Source organism: Geodermatophilus sp. URMC 65 (assembly GCF_053502545.1).
Map to the genome: position 1 here is coordinate 5,510,328 of NZ_CP199954.1, position 24,937 is coordinate 5,535,264.

At 74.7% G+C, this 24,937-nt stretch carries 23 protein-coding genes; 10 read left to right on the top strand and 13 right to left on the bottom strand.

Annotated elements, in window-relative coordinates:
- Window positions 1-38 precede the first annotated feature (38 nt).
- Window positions 39-1,337, top strand: a complete 1,299-nt coding sequence (locus ACWIX7_RS26525) for an FUSC family protein (RefSeq protein WP_448619382.1) — start codon at window positions 39-41, stop codon at window positions 1,335-1,337.
- An 11-nt stretch (window positions 1,338-1,348) separates the two neighbouring features.
- Here the strand turns inward: ACWIX7_RS26525 and ACWIX7_RS26530 are convergent, their stop codons facing one another.
- Both ACWIX7_RS26530 and ACWIX7_RS26535 read right to left on the bottom strand, forming a co-directional pair.
- Entirely contained in the window at window positions 1,349-2,185 is an 837-nt protein-coding gene (locus ACWIX7_RS26530) for a TIM barrel protein (RefSeq protein ID WP_448619383.1), read from the bottom strand.
- Complete coding sequence (locus tag ACWIX7_RS26535; RefSeq protein WP_448619384.1) at window positions 2,182-3,201, bottom strand: Gfo/Idh/MocA family oxidoreductase; 1,020 nt, start codon at window positions 3,199-3,201, stop codon at window positions 2,182-2,184. Before ACWIX7_RS26535 ends, ACWIX7_RS26530 begins: the two co-directional genes overlap by 4 nt.
- Window positions 3,202-3,313: 112 nt before the next feature.
- Here ACWIX7_RS26535 and ACWIX7_RS26540 point away from each other — a divergent pair, with 112 nt between their 5' ends.
- Window positions 3,314-4,315 carry a LacI family DNA-binding transcriptional regulator gene (locus tag ACWIX7_RS26540; protein WP_448619385.1) on the top strand — a complete coding sequence of 334 codons (1,002 nt, stop codon included), beginning with the start codon at window positions 3,314-3,316 and terminating at the stop codon, window positions 4,313-4,315.
- A 142-nt stretch (window positions 4,316-4,457) separates the two neighbouring features.
- Here ACWIX7_RS26540 and ACWIX7_RS26545 read toward each other — a convergent pair whose 3' ends face one another.
- Together ACWIX7_RS26545 and ACWIX7_RS26550 are read right to left on the bottom strand one after the other, a co-directional pair.
- Window positions 4,458-6,728, bottom strand: coding sequence for a cytochrome P450 (locus ACWIX7_RS26545; protein WP_448619386.1), 2,271 nt, complete (start codon window positions 6,726-6,728; stop codon window positions 4,458-4,460).
- Between the two features lie 84 nt (window positions 6,729-6,812).
- A complete protein-coding gene (locus ACWIX7_RS26550) occupies window positions 6,813-7,838 on the bottom strand; it encodes a LacI family DNA-binding transcriptional regulator (RefSeq protein WP_448619387.1) in 1,026 nt (341 codons plus the stop codon).
- Between the two features lie 165 nt (window positions 7,839-8,003).
- Between ACWIX7_RS26550 and ACWIX7_RS26555 the strand changes: the two genes are divergently transcribed.
- Both ACWIX7_RS26555 and ACWIX7_RS26560 read left to right on the top strand, forming a co-directional pair.
- The gene (locus ACWIX7_RS26555) at window positions 8,004-9,191 is read left to right on the top strand and encodes a Gfo/Idh/MocA family protein (protein WP_448619388.1); all 1,188 of its coding nucleotides are present in this window, start codon (window positions 8,004-8,006) and stop codon (window positions 9,189-9,191) included.
- A 27-nt stretch (window positions 9,192-9,218) separates the two neighbouring features.
- Window positions 9,219-10,217, top strand: coding sequence for a sugar phosphate isomerase/epimerase family protein (locus tag ACWIX7_RS26560; RefSeq protein WP_448619389.1), 999 nt, complete (start codon window positions 9,219-9,221; stop codon window positions 10,215-10,217).
- Between the two features lie 43 nt (window positions 10,218-10,260).
- Here the strand turns inward: ACWIX7_RS26560 and ACWIX7_RS26565 are convergent, their stop codons facing one another.
- From ACWIX7_RS26565 to ACWIX7_RS26575, 3 genes are all read right to left on the bottom strand, one after another.
- Window positions 10,261-11,298, bottom strand: a complete 1,038-nt coding sequence (locus tag ACWIX7_RS26565) for a Gfo/Idh/MocA family protein (protein ID WP_448619390.1) — start codon at window positions 11,296-11,298, stop codon at window positions 10,261-10,263.
- Window positions 11,295-12,302: a Gfo/Idh/MocA family protein gene (locus tag ACWIX7_RS26570; RefSeq protein ID WP_448619391.1), complete on the bottom strand. Its 1,008-nt coding sequence runs from the start codon at window positions 12,300-12,302 to the stop codon at window positions 11,295-11,297. The genes ACWIX7_RS26565 and ACWIX7_RS26570 overlap by 4 nt, the downstream gene beginning before the upstream one ends.
- Window positions 12,303-12,392: 90 nt before the next feature.
- The gene (locus ACWIX7_RS26575; RefSeq protein WP_448619392.1) at window positions 12,393-13,433 is read right to left on the bottom strand and encodes a LacI family DNA-binding transcriptional regulator; all 1,041 of its coding nucleotides are present in this window, start codon (window positions 13,431-13,433) and stop codon (window positions 12,393-12,395) included.
- 74 nt (window positions 13,434-13,507) lie between these two features.
- Between ACWIX7_RS26575 and ACWIX7_RS26580 the strand changes: the two genes are divergently transcribed.
- The 3 genes from ACWIX7_RS26580 (at window position 13,508) to ACWIX7_RS26590 (ending at window position 16,477) form a co-directional block, all read left to right on the top strand.
- On the top strand, window positions 13,508-14,344 hold the full coding sequence (locus ACWIX7_RS26580; RefSeq protein ID WP_448619393.1) for an aldo/keto reductase: 837 nt from the start codon (window positions 13,508-13,510) through the stop codon (window positions 14,342-14,344).
- A gap of 157 nt (window positions 14,345-14,501) precedes the next feature.
- Window positions 14,502-15,689, top strand: coding sequence for a phytanoyl-CoA dioxygenase family protein (locus ACWIX7_RS26585; protein ID WP_448619394.1), 1,188 nt, complete (start codon window positions 14,502-14,504; stop codon window positions 15,687-15,689).
- Window positions 15,690-15,808: 119 nt separating this feature from the next.
- Window positions 15,809-16,477 (top strand): histidine phosphatase family protein, encoded by a 669-nt coding sequence (locus ACWIX7_RS26590; RefSeq protein ID WP_448619395.1) that lies wholly within the window; start codon window positions 15,809-15,811, stop codon window positions 16,475-16,477.
- Between the two features lie 164 nt (window positions 16,478-16,641).
- Here the strand turns inward: ACWIX7_RS26590 and ACWIX7_RS26595 are convergent, their stop codons facing one another.
- The 5 genes from ACWIX7_RS26595 to ACWIX7_RS26615 all read right to left on the bottom strand — a co-directional run bounded on the left by ACWIX7_RS26595 (window position 16,642) and on the right by ACWIX7_RS26615 (window position 21,831).
- Window positions 16,642-17,457: an ATP-binding cassette domain-containing protein gene (locus ACWIX7_RS26595; RefSeq protein WP_448619396.1), complete on the bottom strand. Its 816-nt coding sequence runs from the start codon at window positions 17,455-17,457 to the stop codon at window positions 16,642-16,644.
- 1 nt (window position 17,458) lies between these two features.
- A complete protein-coding gene (locus ACWIX7_RS26600) occupies window positions 17,459-18,520 on the bottom strand; it encodes an ABC transporter permease (RefSeq protein WP_448619397.1) in 1,062 nt (353 codons plus the stop codon).
- 62 nt (window positions 18,521-18,582) lie between these two features.
- On the bottom strand, window positions 18,583-19,563 hold the full coding sequence (locus ACWIX7_RS26605; protein ID WP_448619398.1) for a substrate-binding domain-containing protein: 981 nt from the start codon (window positions 19,561-19,563) through the stop codon (window positions 18,583-18,585).
- Window positions 19,564-19,752: 189 nt separating this feature from the next.
- Window positions 19,753-20,913: a Gfo/Idh/MocA family protein gene (locus tag ACWIX7_RS26610; protein ID WP_448619399.1), complete on the bottom strand. Its 1,161-nt coding sequence runs from the start codon at window positions 20,911-20,913 to the stop codon at window positions 19,753-19,755.
- A 111-nt stretch (window positions 20,914-21,024) separates the two neighbouring features.
- Window positions 21,025-21,831 (bottom strand): thioesterase family protein, encoded by an 807-nt coding sequence (locus tag ACWIX7_RS26615; protein WP_448619400.1) that lies wholly within the window; start codon window positions 21,829-21,831, stop codon window positions 21,025-21,027.
- Window positions 21,832-21,965: 134 nt separating this feature from the next.
- Here ACWIX7_RS26615 and ACWIX7_RS26620 point away from each other — a divergent pair, with 134 nt between their 5' ends.
- From ACWIX7_RS26620 to ACWIX7_RS26630, 3 genes are all read left to right on the top strand, one after another.
- Entirely contained in the window at window positions 21,966-23,402 is a 1,437-nt protein-coding gene (locus tag ACWIX7_RS26620) for an MFS transporter (protein WP_448619401.1), read from the top strand.
- A gap of 116 nt (window positions 23,403-23,518) precedes the next feature.
- Window positions 23,519-23,908: a hypothetical protein gene (locus tag ACWIX7_RS26625; RefSeq protein ID WP_448619402.1), complete on the top strand. Its 390-nt coding sequence runs from the start codon at window positions 23,519-23,521 to the stop codon at window positions 23,906-23,908.
- Between the two features lie 130 nt (window positions 23,909-24,038).
- A complete protein-coding gene (locus tag ACWIX7_RS26630) occupies window positions 24,039-24,401 on the top strand; it encodes a nuclear transport factor 2 family protein (RefSeq protein ID WP_448619403.1) in 363 nt (120 codons plus the stop codon).
- Between the two features lie 83 nt (window positions 24,402-24,484).
- On the opposite strand, the gene ACWIX7_RS26635 is transcribed toward ACWIX7_RS26630, so the two are convergent.
- On the bottom strand, window positions 24,485-24,931 hold the full coding sequence (locus ACWIX7_RS26635; RefSeq protein ID WP_448619404.1) for a YybH family protein: 447 nt from the start codon (window positions 24,929-24,931) through the stop codon (window positions 24,485-24,487).
- Window positions 24,932-24,937 lie beyond the last annotated feature (6 nt).

Consider the following 24,937-nt stretch of genomic DNA (forward strand, 5'->3'; position numbering starts at 1 on the left):
GGGGCTCGCGGCCCGGTCCCGGGATGGAGGATGACGAGGTGACCCGTCACAGCGCGGGTACCGGGTTGCGCCTTCCGCGTCCCGCGGCCGAGTTCCTGCTCCGCGTGCGCACGCGGGGCCGGTCCGCAGCCTTCCGCGCGGGCCGGATGACCGGCGCCACGGTGGCCGCCTTCCTCATCGCCCAGCTCGTGGGGCTGCACGACCCGCCGCCGATCATCGCCGCCCTCACCGCACTCCTGGTCGTGCAGGCCACGCTCACCAGCACCCTGCTCAACGGGGTCCAGCGCGTGGCGAGCGTCGTGGCCGGCGTCGCCCTGGCGGTGCTCGTCGTCGCCGCGGTGGGGTTGACCTGGTGGAGCCTCGCAGGTCTCGTCGCGGCGTCCATCGTCGTGGGCCAGCTGTTGAGACTCGGTCCGCACCTGGTGGAGGTGCCGATCAGCGCGATGCTGGTGCTCGGTGTCGGCACTGCGGGGGTGGAGTCCGTCGGGGGCGGGCGGGTCGTCGAGACGCTGATCGGCGCCGCGGTCGGCATGCTCGTCAACCTGGCCTTCCCGCCCGCGGTGCAGACGCGGTACGCCGGACGGGCCGTGTACGGGTTCGCCGGGGAGATCGCCGGCCTCCTGGACGACGCGGCGGCCGCCCTGTCCGCCGGGCCGGTGAGCGCGGAGCAGTCGGCGCGCTGGCTGGAGGACGCCCGGCGCCTCAACCGGCACGCACCCCGGGTGGACCGGGCGCTGGCCCATGCCGAGGAGAGTCGTCGTCTCAACGTGCGTGCGCTGCGGACCCCGCCGATCGGGCCGGGGATGCGGCAGGGACTGGACGCGCTGGAGCACACCTCGGTGTCGCTGCGGACCCTGTTCCGCGCCATCGACGACGCCACCCGGGGACGGACGGGGAACGACGGGCACCCGGCCTACGCCGACGCGGTGCGGCGGATCACCTCCAGCCTGCTGGCACGCATGGGCACCACGGTGCGGGAGTTCGGGAGCCTGCTCCTCACCGAGGTGGGGACCGGTGCGGGATGGGAGCGGCAGCGTCTCGCCGGGGCGCTCGACGCGCTGCGCAGCGGCCGCTCGCTTGCGCAGGACCTGCTGATCGACGACCCGCGCAATGGCGCCGGCCTCCGGGAGCTCACCTCCACCCTGCTGACGACGGTCGACCGGATGTCCGCCGAGCTCGACCCGGCCCACCGGGAGCGGCCGCCGGAGGCCCGTGCCGATGCCGTCCGCGCCCGGCGGGCCGCCGTGCAGGCGGCCGAGCGGTTGGGCATCCCCCGCCGGTCACCGACCCGGCGGGCCCCGGTGCCACCGCCCGCGGTGGACGGCGACCCGCGCTGAGGACGCCGGCGTCAGCGCGCCGGCTCGAACGAGGTGCGGAAGCGGTCGAGGGCCTGCTCCGGGTCCCCGGAGGCCCAGCCCTCGAGCGCGACGACGCCGGTGTAACCGAGCCGGTCGAGCGCGGCGGCGATCGCCGGGTGGTGGATCTCCCCCGTGCCCGGCTCGCACCGGCCGGGCACGTCGGCCACCTGGATCTCGCCCACCAGCGGCAGCGCCCGCTCCACCAGCGCGACGAGGTTCCCCTCGCCGATCTGGGCGTGGTAGAGGTCCAGGTTGAGCCGCAGGTGCGGGCTACCCACGGCCTCGACCAGCGCGATCGTGTCCGCGGCGCGGGCGAACGGCGTGCCCGGGTGGTCCACGGCGGTGTTGAGGTTCTCCAGGGTGAAGACCCGCCCGGCCCGCTCCCCCAGCGCGGCCAGCCGCTCGAGCGTGCGCGCGGCGGTCAGCCACATCGCCGGGGACACGACCTCGGTGGGGACGACCGGCAGCCCGCGGCCGTCCAGCCCGGTCCCGTGCACGTTCAGCCGCGGGCAGTCCAGCCGCTCGGCGACGGCGAGGGACCGCTCGGCGGTGCGCAGCAGCTCCTCCGCACCGTCGGCGTCGGCCAGGGTGCCCCTGACGTAGCCGGTCATCGAGGAGAAGGTCGCGCCGGTCCCGACGAGCTCGTCGACGTCCTTCGCCGTCCAGTCCCAGATCTCGACCTCGAACCCGAGGCCGTCGATGCGCCGCACCCGCTCGGCGAACGGCAGGTCGAGGAAGAGCATCTCGGCCGAGGCGGCCAGGCGAAGGCCCCCGTCCTCCCCACCCGTCGCAGGCTCGGGGCGGTGCCCGGGACGGGGCCGCGTCACTTCTCGACCTCGTCGATCCGCACCGCGCGGCCGGCGCGCACGGACTCCGCCGCGGCCAGCGCGATCGCCAGGGCCGCGCGGGCGTCCTCGCCGGTCACCGGCGCGGCGGTCCCCTCGTGGACGGCCGCCACGAACGCGGCGAGCTCGGCGGTGTAGGCGTCGGGGAAGAGCTCCTGGTCGCCGCGGACGGTCTCGACGAGTCGCCCGGCCGGCCCGGAGAACGCCATCCCGTTGCGGCGGCCGTCGCCCATCGTCACCATGCCGCCGGAGCCGAGCACCTCACCGCGGACGTCGTAGCCGTAGGCGGCCTCGAAGCAGGCCTCGGCCACGGCGACGGCCCCGTTGTCGAACCGGACGGTGACCACGGCGGTGTCCAGCAGCCCACGGTCCCGCCACGCGGACTCGACGAGGGCGTCGGCGACGGCGTGCACCTCGACGGCCTCGGCGCCGGGGTTGAGGTAGCGCAGCGTGTCGAAGTCGTGGATGAGCGTCTCGAGGAAGATCGTGTCCGGGAGGACGCGGGCGGGGTCGAAACCGCCCGGGTCACGCGTGAGGGAGCGCAGCAGCCGGGGGGTGCCAAGCGTCCCGGCGTCCAGCAACGCCCGGGCGGCCCGCCAGTCCGCGGCGAACCGGCGGTTGAAGCCGACCTGGAGGACGACGCCCGCGGCGCGGGCCGCGTCGATCGCCCGGTCGGCGTCCGCCAGCGTGACCGCCATCGGCTTCTCGCAGAACACGTGCTTCCCGGCGGCCGCGGCGGCCACGACCAGGTTCGCGTGCGACCGGGCCGGCGCCGCGATCACGACGGCCTCGACGGCTGGGTCGTCGAGGGCCTGCGCGACGTCGGTGTACGCCCGATCGACCCCGAGCGGCCCGGCCAGCCGCTCGGCCGCACCGGGCGCGGGGTCGACGACGGCGGCCAGCCGCGCGTGGGGCAGGCGCAGGGCCAGCGTCTCCGCGTGGAAGGCCCCCATCCGCCCCGACCCGATCAGGGCCACGCCCACCGTCTCGCTCGCCATCCCGACTCCTCCACTAGAACGTTCTAGACCGACGTCAGCGTGGCCCGCGCTCCCCTCCTCCGTCAAGGGGATCGGGCTAGAACGTTCTAGTTCTGCGGGCTACGCTCCCCTGGTGACCTCGACGAGTCCCGACCGGCGGCCGACACTGGCCGACGTCGCGGCCCGGGCCGGAGTCTCCACGGCGCTCGTCTCGATCGTCATGCGCGACGTCCCCGGCGCCAGCGCCGCGACCCGCGAGCGGGTGCGGCGCGCCGCCGAGGAGATCGGCTACCGCCCCGACACCCGCGCCCGCCTGCTGCGCAGCTCCCGCAGCCGGCTGATCGGCGTGGTGTTCGGGGTCCAGCACGCCTTCCACGGCGACCTGCTGGCCGGGCTCTACGCCGCCGCCGAGAAGGCCGGGTACGAGCTGGCACTGAGCGCGGTCACGCCGGGGCGCGGCGAGCAGCGGGCGGTGGACAGCCTGCTGCGGGACCGCTGCGAGGCGCTGGTGCTGCTCGGCCCCTCGTCCCCCGCCGCGCACCTCACCGACCTCGCGACCCGCCTGCCGGTCGTGGTCGTCGCCCGGTCCGTGCGGTCCACCGCGGTCGACGTCGTCCGGACCGCTGACGACGAGGGCATGCACCTGGCGCTGGACCACCTGGTCGCGCTCGGCCACCGCGACGTGGTGCACGTCGACGGCGGGCGGGCAGCGGGCGCCGCCGAGCGGCGGCGGGGCTACCGCGAGGCGGTGCGCCGGCACGGCCTCCCCCCACGGGTCCTCCCTGGCGGGCTCACCGAGGACGACGGCGCTGCCGCGGCGCGCACCCTCCTGGCCGGCTCCCTGCCCGGTGCGGTCACGGTCTTCAACGACCGGTGCGCCCTGGGCCTGCTCGACGTCCTCCGCCGGGCGGGGCGCACGGTGCCCGGGGACGTCAGCGTGGTCGGGTACGACGACAGCCGGATCGCCCGGCTGTCCTCCGTCGACCTCACCTCCGTCGCCCAGGACGTCGAGCAGCTGACCGCGCTCGCCGTGCGGCGGGCCCTCGACCGGCTCGACGGGGTCCCCGTCGAGCAGCGCGAGCTCGTGGTCCCGCCCCGGCTCGTCGTCCGGAGCACCACCGCCCCGCCCCGCTGAGGTCCCGCTCTCGGCCGCGTCCCTGGGCCCGCTCGCGCCCCTCGGTGTTGATCATGGAGTTGTTGCCGGCGACACGCGCAGCCACGCCGACCGGGCCGGCCACAACCCCATGATCAGCTGCTGGGAGGGCAGGCACCCCCGTTCAGAGGTCGAGCACGAGTCGGTCCGTGCGGGCGCGGGACACGCAGATCATCATGCAGTCGTTCGCCTCCCTCTCCTCCTCGCTCAGGACCGAGTCCCGGTGGTCCGGCACACCTGCGAGGACGGCGGTCTCGCAGGTGCCGCAGGTGCCCTCCGCGCACGAGGACAGGAGGCCGACCCCGGCCTCCTCGACGACCGACAGGATCGAGCGGTCCGGCGGGACGCTCAGGGTGAGCTCGCTCTGCGCCAGCTCGACCTCGAACGCCTCGGCCCGCGCCGGCTCGGCCTGGGGCCGGGGCGCGAACCGCTCCACGTGCAGCGCTCCGCGCGGCCAGCCGGCACAGCGTTGCTCGACCGCCGCCAGCAGCGGCTCGGGGCCGCAGCAGTAGACGAGGGTGTCCGCGCGGGGCGTGCCCAGCAGTCCGTCGAGGTCCAGCAACCCGGTCTCGTCCTGGGGGCGGACCGAGACCCGGTCGCCGTACTGCGCGAGCTCGTCGAGGAAGGCCATCGAGGCCCGGCGCCGGCCGCCGTAGACCAGCTCCCAGCCGGCGCCGGCGGCCTCCGCGGCCCGGATCATGGCCAGGATCGGGGTGATGCCGATGCCGCCGGCGATGAACAGGTACCGCGGCGAGGCGACCAGCGGGAAGTTGTTGCGCGGGCCGCGGATGCGGACGGTGTCGCCCTCCCGGAGCCGGTCGTGGACGAAGAGGGAGCCGCCGCGGCCGTCCGGGTCGCGCAGGACGCCCAGCCGGTAGGCGGAGTGGTCGGTGGGGTCGCCGCACAGCGAGTACTGCCGGGTGGGCGCCCCGCCGAGGACGAGGTCGACGTGCGCGCCCGGCTGCCAGGCAGGCAGGGGACGGCCCCCGGCCTCGCGCAGGGTCAGGGCGACGACGCCGTCGGCCACCTCCTGCTTGGCGGCCACCGTCGCCTCGGCCTCGAACTCCGCGGTGGCGAGGGTGACGGTCGTCGTCCGGTGCGCGACGGCCTCGACGTGCGGCCGGCGGCTCGACCGGCCGAAGGTGATCGGCAGGTTCCTCCAGACGTACATGTTCGGGGAACTCGGGTAGAAGGTCGGCGGGCCGGCCGGCTCGTAGTCGCCCAGCACGGGGAGGGCCTCCTCCAGAGCGATCCGCGCCTCGAGCCGGGCCAGCGGAGCGCCCAGGCACCCGTGCACGCCCTCGCCGAAGCCGAGGTGCCGGCCCCGCGGGCGGGTGACGTCGAAGCGGTCGGGGTCGGGGAACTGGCGCTCGTCCCGGTTGGCCGCACCGGGGATCAGGACGACGCGGCTGCCGGCCGGCATCGTGACCCCGTGCAGGGTGACCTCGCGCGAGGTCGTGCGAGCGGTGAGCTGCAGCGGCGTGATGAGACGCAGGGCCTCCTCGACGGCGGCCGGGATCAGCGACGGATCGGCCTGCAGCAGCGCCCGCTGGTCGGGGTTCTCGGCCAGCAGCTCGAACAGCGTGCCGGTCAGCCCGGCGGTGGACTCCACCCCCCCGAGGAACAGGATCATCATCAGTCCGCTGACCTCGGAGTCCGGGGTGACCTGCGCGTCGACGAACGGCACCCCGTCGATGTCGGCCTCGACGAACGCCGTGACCAGGTCGTCCCGTGCGGCCCGACGGCGGTCCTCGAGCAGGTCGATGAAGTACTGCTGGACGCCGGCCGTCGCCGCCCGCGCCACCGGCGTCAGGTGCGGCGTGCCGGGCACCCGGTCCTTGAGCTCGTGCGTCCAGTGCTCCAGCTGCTCGCGCCGCGCCCGCGCCAGGGGGTCGTGGTCGTGGCGGCTCGGCAGGCCCATCAGGTGGAAGAACACGTCGAAGGGCATGGGCCAGGCCAGCTCCTGGGCCAGGTCCACCGTTGCCCGGCCCCCCGCGCCGCGGTCCCGCCACGAGGCGACCAGCTCGCGCACCACGGCGCGGATGCCGTCCTCGAGCTGGGCGATCCGGCGCGGCAGGAAGTACGGCTGCACCACCGAGCGGACCTCGTCGTGCCGGGGGTTGTCCATGCTCCCGATCGACCCCGGGGGCACCTGCTCGAGGCGGCTGTCGTCGATGTCCATGCCCTCGAAGCTGCGGAAGGTGTCCGCGTCGAGCGCCGCCGCTCGCACGTCGTCGAAGCGGGTCAGGGCGTACCAGCCCCACCGCTCGCTCCAGTACACCGGCGCCTCGTCGCGCATCCGCCGATAGGTGCCGAACGGATCGGACGTGTAGAAGTCCGGCCGGAACGGGTCGTAGTCGAGGGTGGCGGCGGGGGCGGTGGCGGTCTCGGCCATGTGGGTCTCCGCGGTCGGGAGCGACTCGGTTGAAGCGCTTCAAGACTCGCTGGTGACCCGCGCCACTGTCAACGGTCCGTCAGGTCAGGGTCCCGCAGGCGGCGGGCCGGTCGTCCCCCGGACCACCAGCCGCGGTGGGACGACGACCTCGCGGCGCTCGGTGCGGCCGCCGTCGAGCCGCTCGACCACCGCCGCCACCGCCAGCCGGGTCAGCTGCGGGGAGTTCTGGCTGATGCTGGTCAGGTCGATGTGGGCGAGCCGGGAGAGCGGGCTGTCGTCGTAGCCGACGACGGAGACCTCCCCCGGCACGTCGACCCCGCTGCGCAGCAGGGCGTCGAGCAGGCCCACCGCGGAGGCGTCGTTGTACGTGACCACCGCGGTGGGGCGGACGTCGGATCCGAGCAGGGTGCGCGCCGCACGGGCGCCGGACTCCTCCCCCGCGTCCCCACCCACCACCTGCACGCGCTCCCCCAGTCCCCGGCGGCGCATCGCTCCCTCGTAGCCGCGCCGCCGGGCGGTGGCGATCGGTCCGCGACCACCGTCGACGTGGGCGATGCGCCGGTGCCCCAGGCCGGCCAGGTGCTCCACGGCCTGCGCGACGCCCTCGTCGTCGGCGGCCCGGACGACGTCGACGCCGTCGGCCGACACCGGGCGTCCGACGGCGACCACCGGCAGCTGCCGGGCCAGTGCGCTCAGCCGGGCGGCGGGCGCGTCCGGCCCCAGCAGGACCAGAGCCTCGCAGCGGGAGTCGAGCAGCGTCTCGACCGCCCGTCCCTCGTCCCGGGTGCGGGTCACGGTGCTGAGCACCAGGTCGTACCCGTGCTCCTCGGCCGCCTCGTGGACGTCCTCGACGAGCTGGGCGTGGAAGGTGCTGCGGACGTCCATCAGGACGCCGATCAGCCTGCTGCGGCGGCGGGCCAGCAGGCTCGCGGCGCGGTCCGGGCGGTAGCCCAGCCGGGCGGCGGCGTCGAGCACGCGCTCGCGGGTGCCGCTGCTCGGCCCGGGGGAGCCGCGCAGCACGAGCGACACCGTCGCCGGCGAGACACCCGCCTCGGCCGCGACGTCCTGCAGCCGGGGACGACGCACCGACTCCTCTGCGCTCAGGACCACCACCTCTTCCCTTGACACGACCGCGACACCCTGATGTGATCGGCGCCATCCTTGAAGCGCTTCAAACGTGTCGTCACGTCGAGCGCTGCCACCTCGGAGCGTGCCACGTGGGCAGCGCGGAACCCGCACCGCCAGGCCCGTCCACCCGATGAGAGGGGAACAGCCATGTCGCAGCGACCACTGTCCGTGGCGGTGATCGGGGCCGGGATGGCCGGCCGCAGCCACGCCGCCGGGTACCGCCAGGTGGACACCGTCTTCGGGGAAGGGCTCCCGCCCGTCCGGCTGGCCGCCGTCGCCGACGCCAACGACCAGCTGGCCCGCGACGCGGCCCGCCGCTACGGCTTCGAGAAGGCGGTGTCCAGCTGGGAGGAGGTCGTCGAGGACCCCTCGATCGACGCCATCAGCATCGTCGTCGGAAACTCCCTGCACCGGCCGATCGCCGAGGCGGCCATCGCCGCCGGCAAGCACGTGCTGTGCGAGAAGCCGTTGGCCGGCTCGCTGGAGGACGCGCGGGCCATGGTGGCGGCGGAGGAGCGAGCCGACGTGGTGACCGCCGTCGGCTACACGTACCGCCGCTCCCCCGCCATCGCCGCGATCCGCGACCACGTGCGGAACCGCGAGCTGGGCGAGCTGACCCTGTTCGACGGCCGCTACTGGTGCGACTACGCCTGCGACCCGCGCGGCCCGCTCACCTGGCGGTACAGGGGCGGACCCGGCAGCGGTGCCCTCGGCGACATCGGCGCCCACGTCATCGACGTCGGCCAGTTCCTCTGCGGACCGGTCGTGTCGGTGTCCGGGGCGGTGCTGACGACGCACATCGCCAAGCGGCCGCTCCCCCTCGGCGCCGTGGTGGGCCACAACGCCGCTCCGGTGAGCGAGGAGATGGGCGAGGTCGAGAACGAGGACACCGCCGTGTTCTCGGCCCGCTTCGAGTCCGGCCTGTCGGCGTCCTTCTCGGTGTCGCGCACCGCCTTCGGCATGCCCAACGGGCTGGCCTTCGACGTCCACGGGCTGGACGGACGGGCCTCCTTCGACTGGCACCGGCCCTCGGAGTACCTCGTCGACGACCGCCAGCCCGAGGCCCGCACCCGCGGCGCGCGGCAGGTCATCGTCGGCCCGCAGATGCCCTACTTCGCCGGCGGGTACCCGATGGAGGCCCCGGGCGTCGGCGGCGGCAACGCCGAGATGTTCGTCTACCAGTGCCGCGCGTTCCTCGACCAGATCGTCGGCACCCCCGACCCGCTGCCGCCGAACGCCACCTTCGCCGACGGGCTGCACACGATGCAGATCGTCCAGGCCGTCGTGCAGTCCGCGCAGTCCGACGGCGCCGCCGTCGCCGTCCCCACCCACTGACCCCCTCGACCGGGAGGCCGATCCCCGATGTCCCTCAAGCTCGGTGCCTACACCGCCTGCCTGCACGACCGCCCCCTGGCCGAGGCCCTCGACGTGCTGCAGGCCGACGGCCTGACCTCCGTCGAGGTCAACACCGGCGGCTTCATCCCCTCACCGCACTGCCACGTCGACCTGCTGCTCTCCTCCGAGCAGGCCCGGCGCGACTACCTGGAGACGTTCGCCTCCCGCGGGATGGAGCTCACCGGCCTCAACTGCAACGGCAACCCGCTCAACCCGCTGCCCGGCGTCGGCCCGAAGCACGCCGACGACCTGCGCCGCACCATCGAGCTGGCCGGGCTGCTGGGCGTCAGGAACATCGTGACCATGTCGGGCACGCCCGGCTCGGACCCCGACGCGAGGTACCCGTCCTGGGTGGTCAACCCGTGGGACGGCGTCTACATGGACGTCCTGGACTACCAGTGGGACGTCGCCGCCGGGTTCTGGACCGAGATCGACGCGCTCGCCCGCGCCAACGACGTCCGGGTGGCCATCGAGATGCACCCGCACAACCTGGTGTTCTCGCCGGTGACCCTGCGCAAGCTGGTCGAGCTGACCGGCGCGACCAACGTCGGCGCCGAGATGGACCCCTCGCACCTGATGTGGCAGGGCATGGACGTCGTCGCCTGCATCCGCGACCTCGGCCCGCTGGTGTTCCACGCCGCGGCCAAGGACGCCATGATCACGCCGGGCGTCGACATCCGCGGCGTGCTCGACACCTCGTTCGAGCGGGTCCCCGCCGACGCACCGGACAAGGTCCCCACCGGCTACGGGTACTGGTGCAACGCCTGGCCCGCGAACCCGGCGTGGCGGTTCGTCGCCGTGGGCGTGGGCCACGACGTGGACTGGTGGACGGAGTTCCTCCGGGCGCTGGCCGAGGTCGACCCGGACATGGCGGTCAACATCGAGCACGAGGACGCCGCGTACGACCGCCTGGAGGGCCTGGCCCTCGCCGCCGGGAACCTGCGCGCCGCGGCCGAGAAGCTGTAGCGGCGCGTCCCCTCCTCCACCCCGCCTCGTCGGGTGGTCCCCGTCACTGCTTGGCGCGGTGCGGCTCCACCGCCGCCCGCGGCCGGGGCGGCAGCCCGGCGAGCCGGTAGCACCGGTCGATCAGGGTCATGGTCGCGACCGCGTCGTCCGGGTCGGTGGGGACCGGGGACCCGTGCCGCAGCGCCTGGATCAACGCCTCCAGCTGGTAGGTGTACGACGACCGGGTGCCGAGGTGCTCGGCGCGCTCTCCGGCCGGGGTGCGCACGAGCACGCGGTCGTCCCGGTTCGGCTCGACGAACGCCGGCGCGGTCGCCTTCCCGCGGGTGCCGACGATCCGCAGGGAGAAGTCCCGGTCCGGGTGCACCATGCTGCAGCGCACCGTCGCGGTCGCGCCGGACGGGAAGTGCAGGTCGGCGTCGAGCCACTCGTCGACGCCCGGGGCCCCGGCGCGCTCGCCGGCCCGCGCGGCGTCCGGCTCGGGTTCCCCGCCGGCCCACGGCGCCAGGCTGCGCAGCGCGTGCAGGCCGTAGCAGCCGAGGTCCATGAGGGCGCCGCCGGCGAGCTCGAGCGACCAGCGCGGGTCGCCGGCGTCCGGGGGGAGCATGGCGATCGTCGCCTCGACGTGGACGACGTCGCCCAGCTCACCGGTGTCCACCAGCTCCAGCATGCGGCGCATGACCGGGTGGTAGAGGTGGTGGAAGCCCTCCATGACCGTGACGCCCGCGCGCCGCGCGGCGTCGCGGACGTCGGCGGCCTCGGCGGCGTTCGAGGCGAACGGCTTCTCGGACAGCACGTGCTTGCCGGCCGCGACGGCGGCCAGGTTCCACGGGCCGTGCAGGGCGTTGGGCAGCGGGTCGTAGACGACCTCCACCTCAGTGTCGGCGAGGACGTCCGCGTACGAGGGCAGCACGCGCTCGACGCCGTGCGTGCCGGCGAAGTCCTCGGCCCGGGCCCGGTCCCGGGCGGCGATCGCGACCAGCCGGCTGCCGGTGGCCCGCGCGGGCACGGCGATGGCCCGCTCGGCGATGCGGGCGGCGCCCAACACGCCGATCCGCAGGGGCTCGACCTGGTCCGTCGTCACCGGTACAGCCCCGGCCGCTCGAGGAGCTCGACCGCCACCCGGCCCCCGGACCGGAGCGAGAGCAGCGCCGCGTCGGACACGACCTGCGCGACGTGGCCGTCCCAGGCGCTGGGGCCCTGCGGCGGCCGCCCCGAGGCGACGGCGTCGACCCACTCGCGCAGCTCGACGTCGTAGGAGAGGGCGAAGCGCTCCCGCCAGTCGGCGGGGACCAGACCGGCGACGGTGCCCTCGCGGCGGATGGTCACCGGCGCGGGGTCGGCCAGCTCGACGGTGCCGGTCTCCCCCGACACCTCGCAGCGGATCTCGTAGCCGTAGTGGACGTTGACCGACACCTCGAGGTCGACGAGGACGCCGTCGGCCATCTCGAACAGCACCAGCAGCGGGTCCTGCAGCTCTCCCCCGCGACTGCTCTTCCGCGGGGTCAGGACCTGCACGGCGGCGATCTCGGTCCCGAGCAGCCAGCGCAGCTCGTCGATCTCGTGGATCGCGGTGTCGGCGATGGACATGTCGCGGGTGTAGTGCGGCGGCACCGAGGCGTTGCGGTGCGCGCAGTGCACGAGCAGCGGCGCGCCGATCGCGCCGTCGTCCACGGCCCGCTTGAGGGCCCGGTGCGCGGGGTCGTAGCGGCGGTTGAAGCCGACCTGGACCAGCCGCCGGCCGGCGGCGACCTCCGCCTCGACGATCCGCCGGCAGGCCTCCTGCGTGGTGGCCAGCGGCTTCTCGCAGAACACCGGCTTGCCGGCGGCGACGCACGCCAGCACGTACGGCTCGTGCGTCGGCCCCCAGGAGGTGACGACGACGGCGTCGACCGCGTCCGAGGCGATCAGCTCCTCGCCGCTGGGCAGCGCCTTGGCGGCCGGCAGCTGCGCGGCCACGGTCGCGGCGCGCTCGGCGTCCGCGTCGGCCACCGCCACCACCCGGCTGCCCCCGGGGCCACCGTCGAGCCGGCGGACGTGCTCCTGGCCGATCATGCCGACCCCGATGACCCCGACGTCCAGCCCCACGACGCCCTCCTCGTCTCCGCTGCGGCCCGCCCGGTCCGCGCCGGTCCAGGTTCAGGGCTCGGCGATGCGCAGGTCAACGACGGTGGACCCTCAAGAAGCCCTCAGGGCCTCGACGGGGACGTTGTACGGCGTGACCACCTGGACCCCGGAGTGCCAGGACCGCGGGGTGCCCGGCAGCGCGCCGTGGGCCTGCATGACCACGTGGCAGGCCCGGCGCAGGTCCAGGGCGAGGTCGTGGTGCAGCACCGCGGACACCCGCCCCTCACGCAGCAGCGCGAGGTTCTCGGCGTCCAGGTCGTGGGCGACGAACGCGCGGCAGGCGCGCCCGGCGTCGGCGAAGGCCGCGACCGTCGCGGCGTTGCCGCCGGCGGCGTACATCGAGTAGACGCCGGCGATGCCCGGGTCGGCGGCGAGGGCGTCCCGGACCAGCCCGCGCAGCACGTCGTCCTCCCCGGTCGCGTCCACCAGGTCGACCTGCCGCCGGCCGGGGCGCAGCGACCGGGTGGTCGCCCGGAAGCCCATCTCCCGGTCGTCCTCGCCGCGGAAGGTCCCGGTCCCCCGGGTGACGAGGACGGCGGCGTCGTCGGGCAGCCACTGGTCGAGCAGGTAGGCCGCGGTGGCACCCGCCGCCCGGTTGTCCAGGCCGACGTAGGCGACCCGGCGGCTGGTCGGCAGGTCGGTGACCAGTGTGACCACGGGGATCCCCGCCTCGGCCAGCCGCTCGACCGCACCGACGACCAGCGGGTGGTCGGGGGCCTTCAGGACGACGCCCTGCGACCCCCGCCGAGCGATCCCGTCGAGCGTGGCCGCCAGCTCGGGAACGGGAGGGGCGTCGGCCAGGTGGAACCGCGCCCGGAACGTCGCCGGCCGGACCAGCGGCAGCTGCGACTCCAGGGCCGCCCGGACCGCGGCGGAGAACCGGTCGGGCGCGTCGACCACCAGGTCGAGGAAGAACGTCCGCCCGGTCAGCCGCACCTGCGAGCGCTGCCGGTCCAGGTCCGCGATGGCGCGGTGCACCTCCTGCACGGTGCTCTGCCGCACCCCGCCGCGCCGGTTGAGGACGCGGTCGACGGTCGCCTCGGACAGGCCGGCCTGGCGGGCGATCTCGCGGATCGGGTAGGGGTGCGGCACGCCGACCAGTCTGAGGGGTCCCTGAGGGATCGCCCAGGTTGACCTGCGCTCGGTCGGCTGGCGAGGGTGACGGCATGACGACTGTCCCGGACATCCCCCTCAACAACGGCGTCGCGATCCCCCAGCTCGGCCTCGGCACCGCCCGGCTCCCCGACGAGGAGACCCGGCGGATCGTGCGGGAGGCCCTCGAGGTCGGCTACCGGTTCGTCGACACCGCCGCCAGCTACGAGAACGAGCGCGGTGTCGGTCAGGGCATCGCCGACTCGGGCCTGCACCGGGAGGAGGTTTTCGTCTCCACCAAGCTGCGCGGCCGCGACCAGGGGTCCGCCTCGGCGAAGGAGGCGCTGCGGTCGAGCCTGGACCGGCTCGGGCTGGACTTCGTCGACCTCTACCTCATCCACTGGCCGCTCCCCCGGCTGGACCGTTACGTCGAGTCCTGGCTGGCCATGGAGGAGCTGCTCGCCGAGGGCCTCACCCGCGCCATCGGCGTCTCCAACTTCCTGCCCGAGCACCTCGACCGCCTCGCCGCCGCGAGCTCGACCGTGCCGGCGGTGAACCAGATCGAGTGCCACCCGCGGGACCCGCAGCCCGAGCAGCGCGCCGACGACGCGCGCCGCGGCATCGTCACCGAGTCGTGGTCGCCGCTGGCCAACGGTGGCGAGCTGCTGCGGCAGCCGGTGCTCGCCGCGATCGGCGAGCGACACGGCCGGAGCCCGGCGCAGGTGGTCCTGCGCTGGCACGTGCAGCAGGGCCTGGTCACCTTCCCCAAGGCGTCGTCCCGCGGCCGCCTGGTCGAGAACCTGGACGTCTTCGACTTCGCGCTCACCGACGAGGACCTGGCCGGCATCGCCACGCTCGCCGACGGCACCCGGGTCAACGGGCAGTACCCGGACGTCTGGGAGGAGTTCTGAGGCCCGTCGGCCGACGCCCGGGGAGCACAGCCCGGGCGCGGACGCCGACCGACGGCACCGCCGGCTGACGGGTTCTTGAGGGATCCGCGGCCTTGTGGACCCCGCACCTGCCGGTCAGGCTCGACGGCACCCCACCCCGCACAGGAAGGACGGCGCCATGACCACCCTGGCCGCCACCGGACGCACCTCCGGCTGGTTCACCGCGGAGGACTGCCGCCTCGAGGACTTCCGCGCCGTCGTCGAGACGACCACCGACCTGGCCGACCACCCCCACGCCGACGAGGTGCGGGAGAACGTCCTGGTCTACGGCTCCCGGCTGCGCGAGCACATCACCACTCCCGAGGGACGCCGCGACGTGCAGGCCGAGCTGGCCCGCGCGCTCGCCGACGGGCCGGGGATCGTCGTCTTCGCCGGCGCCTTCCCCGACACGGGCGTCGTCGACCGGGCCACCGCCGTCTTCCAGGCGATGATCGACGAGCAGAAGGCGGCCGGCGTCGTCGGCGGCGACCACTTCGCCACGCCCGGCGCGAACGACCGGGTGTGGGGCGCGCTGGACAAGTTCGCCGTCCGCGACCCGGAGGCCTTCGCCGCCTACTACGCCAACGACGTGATCGCGCTGGTCTCCGAGGCGTGGCTGGGTCGCGGCTACCAGCTCACCAGCCAGGTCAACGTGGTGAACCCCGGCGGCAGGGCCCAGGTCGCCCACCGCGACTACCACCTCGGCTTCATGTCCGAGGAGCAGGCCCTGGCCTACCCGGCCCACGTGCACCGGCTCTCCCCGGTGATGACCCTGCAGGGGGCGGTCGCCCACTGCGACATGCCGGTGGAGACCGGCCCGACGATGTACCTGCCGCACTCGCACAAGTACGCCCCCGGGTACGTCGCCTTCCACAGGGCCGAGTTCACCGCCTACTTCGACGAGCACTTCGTCCAGCTGCCGCTGCGCAAGGGCGACGCGGCCTTCTTCAACCCGGCGCTGTTCCACGGGGCGGGCACCAACCGGTCGGCCGACGTGCGCCGCATGGCCAACCTGCTGCAGGTCTCCTCGGCGTTCGGCCGGTCGATGGAGTCCGTCGACCGGACGGCGATGTGCCGCGCGCTCCACCCGGTGCTGCGCGCCCGGAAGGCGGCCGGCAGCGACGAGCGCACGCTGCGCAACGTCGTCGCCGCCTCGGCCGAGGGCTACGCCTTCCCGACCAACCTCGACCGCGACCAGCCGATCGGCGGACTGGCGCCGGAGACGCAGGCCGAGCTGGTCTGGCGGGCGCTGCAGGAGGACTGGTCGCCCGAGGTGCTGGACGCCGCGCTGACCGCCCAGGCCGAACGGCACGCCAGCGCCCTGTGAGGGATGACCGGCCCCTCAGGGGCCCACGCCTCGCAGGCTCGGCGTGGGCCCCTGAGGGGCGGCCGTTCGGTGTCGGGGGACCCGGGGCGCCGGTCCGGCGGTCCGGGCAGGATGACCCGGTGCCCTCCGCCCATCGCGACGCCACGACCGACGTGCTGCTCGTCCGGCACGGCGAGGTGGTCCCGGCTGCCCCCGACCGGCCCCACCCGATGCTGGACGGGCAGGGCGACCCGCCGCTGTCGCCGCTCGGCCGCCTGCAGGCGGAGGCGGTCGGACGGCGACTCCACGACGCCGATGTCGACGCCGTCCACGTGACGACGCTGCGCCGCACGCTGGAGACGGCGCAGCCGCTGCTCGACGCCACCGGCCTCCTGCCACGGGTCGAGCCCGACCTCCGCGAGCTGCACCTCGGCGAGTGGGAGGACGGGCTGGTCCTCCAGCGCCTGGCCCAGGGGGACCCGGTGGCCGCACGGGTCGTGGCCGAGCAGCGATGGGACCTCATCCCCGGCGCGGAGCCGGCTGCGGCCCTCGCCGCCCGGGTCCGCGCCGCGCTGCAGCGCATCGCGGTCGCGCACCCGGGCGAGCGGGTCGCGGTCTTCACGCACGGCGGGGTCGTCGCCCAGGCCCTCGCCCTGGCCACGGGGGCGCCGCCGTTCGCGTTCCTGACCGGTCGCAACGCCTCGCTGTCGCAGGTGGTCCTCGCCGGGGAGCGCTGGACCGTCCGCCGGTTCAACGACACCGCGCACCTCGCCGACGACCTCTCCCGGGTCGGCGTCCCCCTGACGTGAGCGCACACGGCGGCGCCTGCCGTGCAGACCGGTGTGGTCCGGACGGCAGGCGCCGTGGCCCCGTCCAGAGGCTCGCCGCGCGGCCCCGTCCCGGGTCCCGCCTGAGCTCGCGAAGGGTGGGGAGGACGGGGTCCTTCCACGGTGAAGGGGACGGGGTCCTTCTACTAGCGCTTCAGCTCGTGGGAGAGCTCGGCGAGCTCCTGACCGCCGGCCATCTCGGTGGTGAGCTCCTCGAGCGAGACCTCGGAGCGCTTCTTGTCGAGCACCCGGCGGCCGAGCTTGAGGATGATGAAGTGGTCGCCCACCAGGTAGGCGTGGTGCGGGTTGTGGGTGATGAAGACGACCCCCAGGCCCGCGTCCCGGGCCGCGGCGGTGTACTTCAGCACCACGCCGGACTGCTTCACACCCAGCGCTGCCGTCGGCTCGTCGAGGATCAGCACCCGCGCGCCGAAGTAGACCGCCCGGGCGATGGCGACGCACTGCCGCTGCCCGCCGGAGAGCGTGCCGATCGGCTGGTTGATGTCCTTGACGACGATGCCCATCTTCTGCAGCTCGGCGTCGGCGATCTCCCGCATCGCCTTGATGTCCAGCGGCGCCATCGGGTACTTCCCCTTGCGGATCTCCGACCCGAGGAAGAAGTTGCGCCAGACCTCCATGAGGCCCACCACCGCGAGGTCCTGGTACACGGTGGCGATACCGGCATCGAGCGACTCCCGCGGGGAGGAGAACTTGCGCTCCTGGCCGTCGACCCGCAGCGTGCCCTCGGTGTGCCCGTGCAGACCCGAGATGATCTTGATGAGGGTGGACTTGCCGGCGCCGTTGTCCCCCAGGACGCAGGCGACCTCCCCGGCGTTCACCGTGAGGTTGATGCCCTCCAGCGCCCGGATGGCGCCGTAGGCCTTGCCGACGCCCTCCATCTCCACGAGGGGCGTGCCGGCCTTCAGGTCCGGTGCGGCGTGCTCCGCGAGCGTGTCGGTCACGTCATCTCCTCTGGGCTGCGTAGTTCTTGATGTACAGGTTGACCAGCACGGCGAGCAGAAGCATCACGCCCAGGAAGGCGCGGAACCAGTTCGGGTCCCAGCCGGCGTACACGATGCCCTGGGTGGTCATGCCGAAGATGAACGCGCCGAGCGCGGAGCCGACCGCCGAGCCGTAGCCGCCGGTCAGCAGCGCCCCGCCGACGACCGCGGCGATGATGTAGATGAACTCGTTGCCGACGCCGAGGCCGGCCTGCACGGTGCTGAAGTTGAACAGCAGGTGCATCCCGAGGAACCAGGCCAGGAACGAGACGCCCATGAACAGGCCGATCTTGGTCGCGCGGACCGGGACACCGACCGCGCGGGCGCTGGCCTGGTTGCCGCCGACCGCGGTGATCCAGTTGCCCGTGCGGGTGCGCAGCAGCAGCCAGCTGCCGATGGCCACGAACAGCAGCCACCACAGCACGGTGACCTTCAGCGTCATGAACCCGAGGTTGACGTCGCTGGCGAAGACCGCCTTGGCGGACGCGAACCCGTCGAGGGCGCTCGTGTTGGGCGTGGCGACCGTCCCGGTGATCAGCTTGGTCACGCCCAGGTTGATGCCCTGGAGGATGAAGAAGGTGGACAGCGTGATGAGGAAGCTCGGGATCCCCGTCCTCATCACCAGGTAGCCGTTGACGAACCCGACCGCCAGCGCGATGAGCAGGCTCACGACGACGCCGACCCACATGTTCAGGCTGAACTGGTAGCAGATCATCGCCGACGCGAGCGCCGTCGTGGTCACCGTGACACCGGCGGACAGGTCGAACTCGCCGCCGATCATCAGCAGCGCGACGCCGACCGCGACGATGCCGATGGTCGAGGAGGCGTAGAGGACGGTCGCCAGCGCCGGCAGGGTCCGGAACGTCGGGGCGACGGCCCAGAAGAAGGCGAAGATGACGATCGCCGCGGCCAGTGCACCGATCTCGGGACGGCCGAGGACGCGGGAGATCAGCGATCGTTCGGCCCGACCCGCAGGTGCGGGCGGGGGTGCGGTGGACGGCTTCGCCGCCACGGATGAGCTCATGACTGCTCCAGGGCTGGGCGGGAGGGTGGGGGGAGCCGGGTTCCCCCGGCTCCCCCCAGCGGTCAGCGGGTGTTGTTCTGGGCGTATTCGACGATCGGACCGATGTTGCTCTGGTCGACGACGGACGGACCGGTCAGCACCGGGCCACCGCCGCCGATGTCGTTGCCGTTGGTGAGGCCCAGCCACAGCGAGGTCACGGCCATGTAGCCCTGGACGTAGGGCTGCTGGTCGACCGAGAAGAGGATGCCGCCGTCCTGGATCTGCTGGGCCACGTCGGCGTTGAGGTCGAAGGTCGCGATGTTGGCCTGGCTGCCCGCGTCGGTCTTGGCCTGCTGGGCGGCCAGGGCGATGTCGGCACCGAGCGCGACCACGTTGGTGACGGAAGCGTCCTGCTGCAGCTTCGCCCCGATGGTCTGCTGCACCGCCGGCAGGTCGCGGCCGTTGACGTAGAGGACCTCGGTGTCGGGCTGGGTCTTCGCCACACCGGCGCAGCGGGCCTCGAGCTGGACCTGGCCCTGCTCCTGGATGACGCAGACGGTGTGGCCGGGGCTCTCCGCGGCGAGCTTCGTGCCGACGGTCTGGCCGGCGAGGTCCTCGTCCGAGCCGAAGTACATGCCGACGCCGTAGTTGGTGTAGTCGTTGATCCCGGCGTTGAACGCGACCGTCGGGATCCCGGCGTCGACCGCCTTCTGCACGTTGGGCCCGACGGCGTCGGGGGTCGGCAGCGTGGTCGCCAGCCCGTCGACGCCCTGGTCGATGGCGTTCTGAATGAGTGTCGACTGCTCGCCGGCGTCCTGGTTGTTCGAGTAGTTCAGCGTGATGTTGTGGTTCGCGGCCGCCGCCTCGGCACCAGCGCGGATCTTGTCCCAGAACGTGTCACCGGGGGCCTCGTGCGTGACCATCGCGATGGTGTAACTCTCGCCCTCCGCAGCAGCGCCGCCGCCCGCGTCCTGTGCCCCGCCCTGACTGCTGCACGCCGCCAGCGCCACGGTCGCCGCGCTGACCGCCACCGCCGCCTGCAGCGACCTCCGGGTGTTCTTCATGCACGTCTCCTCGTCGGGATGGCCACCCTCCTGGTGGCTGCGGGCCTGCCCAGTCCCCGGACGCCGCCCCCCGCGACGAGGTCCTTATGTCTGGACATAGTGACAAGGGGAATGTGACATGGCCCACCGGCAGCGTCAAGCCTCCTCCCTGTGCGCGGCCGCGCCCAGCCCCCTCCCGGTGGGTGGACCTCAGGGGACCGGGACCTCGACCCGGGTGCCGCTCGCCGAGGAGGAGACGAGCGCGTCGAGGACGACCGCGGCACGGACGGCGTCGGTCAGGTCGACGCCGACGGGCCGGCCGGCTCCGACCGAGGCGAGCAGGTCGCGCAGCTCGACGACCTTGAGGTCGTCGTAGCCCATCGCGATCCCGGCGCCGGGCTGGAAGGCGGCGTACTCCCCGGCTCCCGGCCCGACCAGGACCGTGGCGACCGACTGGTCCTGCGCGGCCGGTCCGCGGCTGAGCTGGAGCTCGCCCATCCGGCGGAAGTCCCAGGCCAGGCGCCCCGCCGTCCCGTGGACCTCGAAGCCGTAGGCGTTCTGCTCCCCCACGGCCACCCGGCTGGCCTCGAGCACCACCCGGGCACCGGTCGACAGGCGCAGCAGCGCGGCCACGTGGTCGTCGTTCTCCACCGGCCCGGGGACGCCTCCGGTCGCGACGGCGTGCCCGGACGTCGCGCCGGTCGGGCGGAGTCGTTCGGGGATGAAGACGGCGGTGTCGGCGAGCACCGAGGTGATCTCGTCGTGCAGGACGTGCCGGACGAGGTCGACGGCGTGCGAGGCGAGGTCCCCCAGGACGCCGCTGCCGCCCCGCGCCTGCTCGTACCGCCAGGTCAGCGCGCCCTCGGGGGCGGCGGCGTAGTCGCTGAGGAAGGCGAACCGGGCGTGCGTGACCCGGCCGATCGCGCCCTCGTCGACCAGCCGGCGGGCCAGGGCCACCGCGGGCGCGTGCCGGTAGTTGAAGCCCACGGTGCCCTGCACACCGGCCGCGGCGGCGGCACCGGCCACCGCGCGGGCGTCGTCCGCGGTGAGCCCCACGGGCTTCTCGATCCACAGGTGCCGGCCGGCCTCCGCGACGGCCACGCCGATCTCCCGGTGCAGCCAGTTCGGGGCGGTCACCGAGACGAGCTCGACCCGCGGGTCGGCCAGCAGCTCGCGCCAGTCCGCCGTCGCGGAGGCGAACCCGAACTGCGCGGCGGCCGCCTCGGCGCGGCCGGGGACGTCGTCGGCGACCGCGACGAGCTCCGGGACCAGGCCCAGGTCCGGGAAGTGGTGCCGCAGCCGCGCGTGGGCCTGGGCGTGCACCCGGCCCATCCACCCGAACCCGATGACCCCCACGCCGATCGTCCCCATGGACGCCCCCTCTGCAGCCGGCCGAGGAGCGCGAGCCTAGGGCCGCAGGGGACCTGGCCGGATGGGGACGGACGCCCCGGCCACCGCACGGCCCACGCGCTCGGGGCCGGGTCAGGTCTGGGGGCGCACGGTCAGGAGCTGCTCGGCCCGGCCCACCGCTCCGGTGCGGTCGTGGAGCACGGTCGTGGTGAGGCCGCACCCGTCCGGCCCGAAGACGACGGTGGTGTCCAGGCCCACCCAGGGACCCGCGGGCTGCCGGTGCAGGTGGATGGTCAGGTCGACGTTGGGGAACATCCACGCCTCCGGCGACTCCCGCACCGCGATGCCGTTGGCGGTGTCGACCAGGCCGACGAACCGGGCGAGCTCGCTCACGGGCTCCCCCGCGACGAGGGCGACCGGGGTGGCGAGCCACACGGTGGCCCGCCCCGGCTCGGGCGCGCGCAGCGGGCGGACGTCGAGCGAGGCGATGTAGCCGCCGGGCCACACACCGGACAGCTCCGCCGACGCGAGACCGTCCGGCGGGGGCAGCGGGTCGGGGTGGCCGCCGGCCACCGCCGCGGTGTCGTGCCGCGCCAGGCGCCACGCTCGGGCGCGCAGGACGGGACGCCCGCCGGAGACGGCGACGGCCTCGAGCAGCTCGATGGTGCGCCCGGGGCGCACCACCTCCACGCGGACGTCGACCTCGGCGATCGGGACGACCCCGAGGATGTCGAACGCGATGCGGGCGGTGGACAGCCCGTCGGTCCCGCGCTCGGCCACGAACCGGTCGACCGCGTGCACGAGCAGCCCGTTGAGCGGGCTGATGTGCTGCGCGGTCACCGACCACGCGCCGCCGGTGTGCTCGGTGGCCCGGTACCGGCCGGGGGCGAGGCGCTCGAAGTACGCCGGCGGCGCGGCGGTCGGGACGGGGGCGGGCACGGTCGACTCCCCGGGAGCAGGGTGGCAGGGCCACGCGGACGGCGGTGTCCCGAGGATGCCAACCGGGGACGCGGGCCCTGCGTGGTGGGGCACTCACCGGTTGATCGACGCAACGATCTGGGACCCTGGAGGCCATGACGGTCGCCCGGTCCCCCCGCGCCCTCGTCCCGGTGCTGGTCTTCGTCGGCACGGTCGTCGCCGTCATCAGCAGCCTCGGTGCGCCGCTGGTGCCGGCGATCGCCGAGACCATGCGGACGACGCTGCCGAGCGCCCAGTGGTCGCTGACCGCCACGCTGCTCGTGGGCGCGGTGGCCACACCGGTCGTCGGGCGGCTCGGCGACGGTCCGCACCGGCGCGGTGTCGTGCTCGCCGTCCTCGCGGTCGTGACGCTCGGCGGCGTGCTGGCCGCCCTGCCGCTGGGGCTGGGGTGGCTGATCGCCGGCCGCGCGCTGCAGGGCGTCGGGCTCGGGCTCACCCCGCTGGCCATGGCCACCGCCCGTGAGGCGCTCGAGGGCGAGCGATCGCGGTCGACCATCGCCGTGCTGTCGGTGACGGTGGTCTCCGGTGTCGGGCTCGGCTACCCCCTGGCGGGCCTGGTGGCCGAGCTCGGCGGGGTGCACGCCGCGTTCTGGGCCGGCGCCGCCGTGAGCCTCGCTGCGCTGCTGGCCTGCGCGGCGGTCCTGCCGCCGTCGACGGCGGTCCCGCGGGGGCGGCTGGACGTCGTCGGCGCGGTCCTCCTCGGGGCCGGGGTGGCCGGGCTGCTGTTCGCCCTCGGCCAGGTCGAGGTGTGGGGCTGGGCGTCGCCGCTGCTGTGGGCGCTGGCCGCCGCCTCGGCGGTCGCGCTGCTGGCCTGGGTGCCCTGGGAGCGCCGGACGACCTGGCCCCTGGTCGACCTGCGCCTCGCCCGGGGGCGCCCGGCGCTCACCGCCCACGCGGCGGCCCTGCTGGTCGGGCTGTCCAACTACCTGCTGCTCACGGCCGTGCCCGTGCTCGCCCAGGCCCCGGTGTCGGACGGCGCGGGCTTCGGCACCTCGATCGTCGTCGCCGGGCTGGCGCTGCTGCCGTTCTCCGCGGCGAGCGTGCTGGGCGGGCGGCTGGCCCGGCTGCTGGCCGACCGCGCGGGCCGGCACGTCGTCCTCCCGGTCGCGGCGGCCGTGCAGGGCACCGCGTTCGTCCTGTTCGCCCTGGTCCGCTCGGACCTCTGGCAGCTCTTCCTCGTCATGGCCGTCGCCGGCCTGGGGGTCGGTGCCTCGTTCGCGGCGTTCCCCGCGCTGGTCGTCTCCGCCGTCCCGCCCTCGGAGACCGGGAGCGCGATGAGCCTCAACCAGGTCCTGCGGTACGTGGGTTTCGCGCTCGGCAGCGCCCTCACCGCCACCGTGCTGGCCGCGGCCACGCCCCCCGGCGCGGCGGCACCGGCCGCCGGCGGCTACACGACCCTCGGGGTCATCGGCGTCGCGGTGTGCGCGACGACGGCGGTCGTCGCCTGGCTGGGGCTCGGGCCGGGGCGCCGCTCCTCCCCCGACCGGCCGGCGGACGCCGCGGCCCGGAGCGGCCAGTTCTCGGCGCGGTAGCCGGCCGGCCGGCCGGGCCCAACCGGGCGCCGAGGTCGGGCGGCGGGGTCGGGCGCCGTCGTCGCCTACCTCGCGGGTAATCGACCGGCCCCTGCACCAGCGGCAACGTGTCGGCCATGACCACGACCACCGTTCGTCCCGTCCCCTCGCTGCTGCGGCTCGCGCTGCGCCTGGACGCCGTCGTCACCGCGGCCAACGCCGCCGCCTACCTGCTCGCCGCGCCGCTGCTCGGCGACCTGCTCGGCCTGCCCGCCGGCTGGCTGCGCGGCGTCGGGGTCTTCCTGCTGCTCTTCGGCGCCGTCGTCTGGGCGGTCGCCGCCCGGCCCGCGCCGCCCGCCGTCGGCACCGTCGTGGCGGCCAACGTGCTGTGGGCCGTCGGCAGCGTCGTCGTCGCGGCGACCGGCGTGGGCGGCCCCACCGCCGTCGGTGCGGCGTGGACCGTGCTGCAGGCCGTCGTCGTGGCCGGCTTCGCCGTCCTGCAGGTCGCCGGCCTGCGCCGGTCCTGAGCCCGACCCGGCGGGCCGACGCCGACCCGCCGTCCTCCGCGACGCGCAGCGTGGCGGAGGACGGGCCGGTGCCCGGGCACACTCGCCGGCGGGGTGCGGCCGCACTGCTGCACGGACGAGGATCGCGCACATGGCCAGCAGGAACGAGGAGACCGTCGAGCGGTACCTGGACGGCTTCCGGCGCACCGACCACGCGCAGATCCTCGGCTGCCTGACCGACGACGTCGTCTGGACGGTCTTCGGCGCCTTCCGGCTCGAGGGGAAAGCCGCCTACGACGCGGCCGTCGAGGGCCCGGGGTTCGCCGGCAACCCGGACCTGGAGGTCGTCCGCATGGTCGAGGAGGGCGACACGGTCATGCCCGAGGTGACCGGGCGGGTGCCCCAGCAGGACGGCTCCGTGCAGCACCTGTCGATGGCCGAGGTCCTCCTCCTGCGCGACGGCCTCATCCGCGAGCGGCGCACCTGGGTGGTCCCGCTGCCCGGCCCGGTGTGACCGCGACCCGGGCACGGGCGTCCCGGGGGGTCGCCACCGGTCGGGGGACGACAGCTGCGGGTGGCACCGGTCACGAGCGACGTTCAGCCGGGCACGTCGCACCCCCCGTCTGCGACGGCGCCGGCCTCGTCGGTGCTCGTGTCGGGGAAGGAGTGGTGCTCGTGGGCGACCACCCAGCGGCCGTCCTCCTTGCGGAGACCCAGCGTCAGGCGCAGGCGCAGCTCCGGGTCGCGCGCGAGGTCCTCCGGCTTGCCGCAGCGGAGCAGGGCGTGGGCGAAGGCGACGTCGGTGCCGGCGGTCACCTCCAGTGAGGTGAGCTGGAAGCAGGCGCCCTGCCGCTGCCAGGCGAAGAAGTCCGGCCAGGTGTCGCGGTAGGCCGCGATGCCCCGCACGCCCTCCCGCGGCGGCGGGACGTCGAACATGACGACGTCCTCGGCGTGGGCGTCGAGCACGGCGTCGAGGTCGCCGGCGTGCACCGCCTGCGCCCACCGCTCCACCAGCGTCCTGATCTGCTGCTCGTCCGTGGTCACGACGTC

What these genes read in the sequence shown, in the direction of transcription:
- ACWIX7_RS26620 (WP_448619401.1), top strand. Translation starts at nt 21,966, where the DNA reads ATGACGGTCGCCCGGTCCCCCCGCGCCCTCGTCCCGGTGCTGGTCTTC.
- ACWIX7_RS26605 (WP_448619398.1), bottom strand. Translation starts at nt 19,563, where the DNA reads ATGAAGAACACCCGGAGGTCGCTGCAGGCGGCGGTGGCGGTCAGCGCG.
- ACWIX7_RS26625 (WP_448619402.1), top strand. Translation starts at nt 23,519, where the DNA reads ATGACCACGACCACCGTTCGTCCCGTCCCCTCGCTGCTGCGGCTCGCG.
- ACWIX7_RS26555 (WP_448619388.1), top strand. Translation starts at nt 8,004, where the DNA reads ATGTCGCAGCGACCACTGTCCGTGGCGGTGATCGGGGCCGGGATGGCC.
- ACWIX7_RS26535 (WP_448619384.1), bottom strand. Translation starts at nt 3,201, where the DNA reads ATGGCGAGCGAGACGGTGGGCGTGGCCCTGATCGGGTCGGGGCGGATG.
- ACWIX7_RS26630 (WP_448619403.1), top strand. Translation starts at nt 24,039, where the DNA reads ATGGCCAGCAGGAACGAGGAGACCGTCGAGCGGTACCTGGACGGCTTC.
- ACWIX7_RS26560 (WP_448619389.1), top strand. Translation starts at nt 9,219, where the DNA reads ATGTCCCTCAAGCTCGGTGCCTACACCGCCTGCCTGCACGACCGCCCC.
- ACWIX7_RS26600 (WP_448619397.1), bottom strand. Translation starts at nt 18,520, where the DNA reads ATGAGCTCATCCGTGGCGGCGAAGCCGTCCACCGCACCCCCGCCCGCA.
- ACWIX7_RS26580 (WP_448619393.1), top strand. Translation starts at nt 13,508, where the DNA reads ATGACGACTGTCCCGGACATCCCCCTCAACAACGGCGTCGCGATCCCC.
- ACWIX7_RS26610 (WP_448619399.1), bottom strand. Translation starts at nt 20,913, where the DNA reads ATGGGGACGATCGGCGTGGGGGTCATCGGGTTCGGGTGGATGGGCCGG.
- ACWIX7_RS26585 (WP_448619394.1), top strand. Translation starts at nt 14,502, where the DNA reads ATGACCACCCTGGCCGCCACCGGACGCACCTCCGGCTGGTTCACCGCG.
- ACWIX7_RS26545 (WP_448619386.1), bottom strand. Translation starts at nt 6,728, where the DNA reads ATGGCCGAGACCGCCACCGCCCCCGCCGCCACCCTCGACTACGACCCG.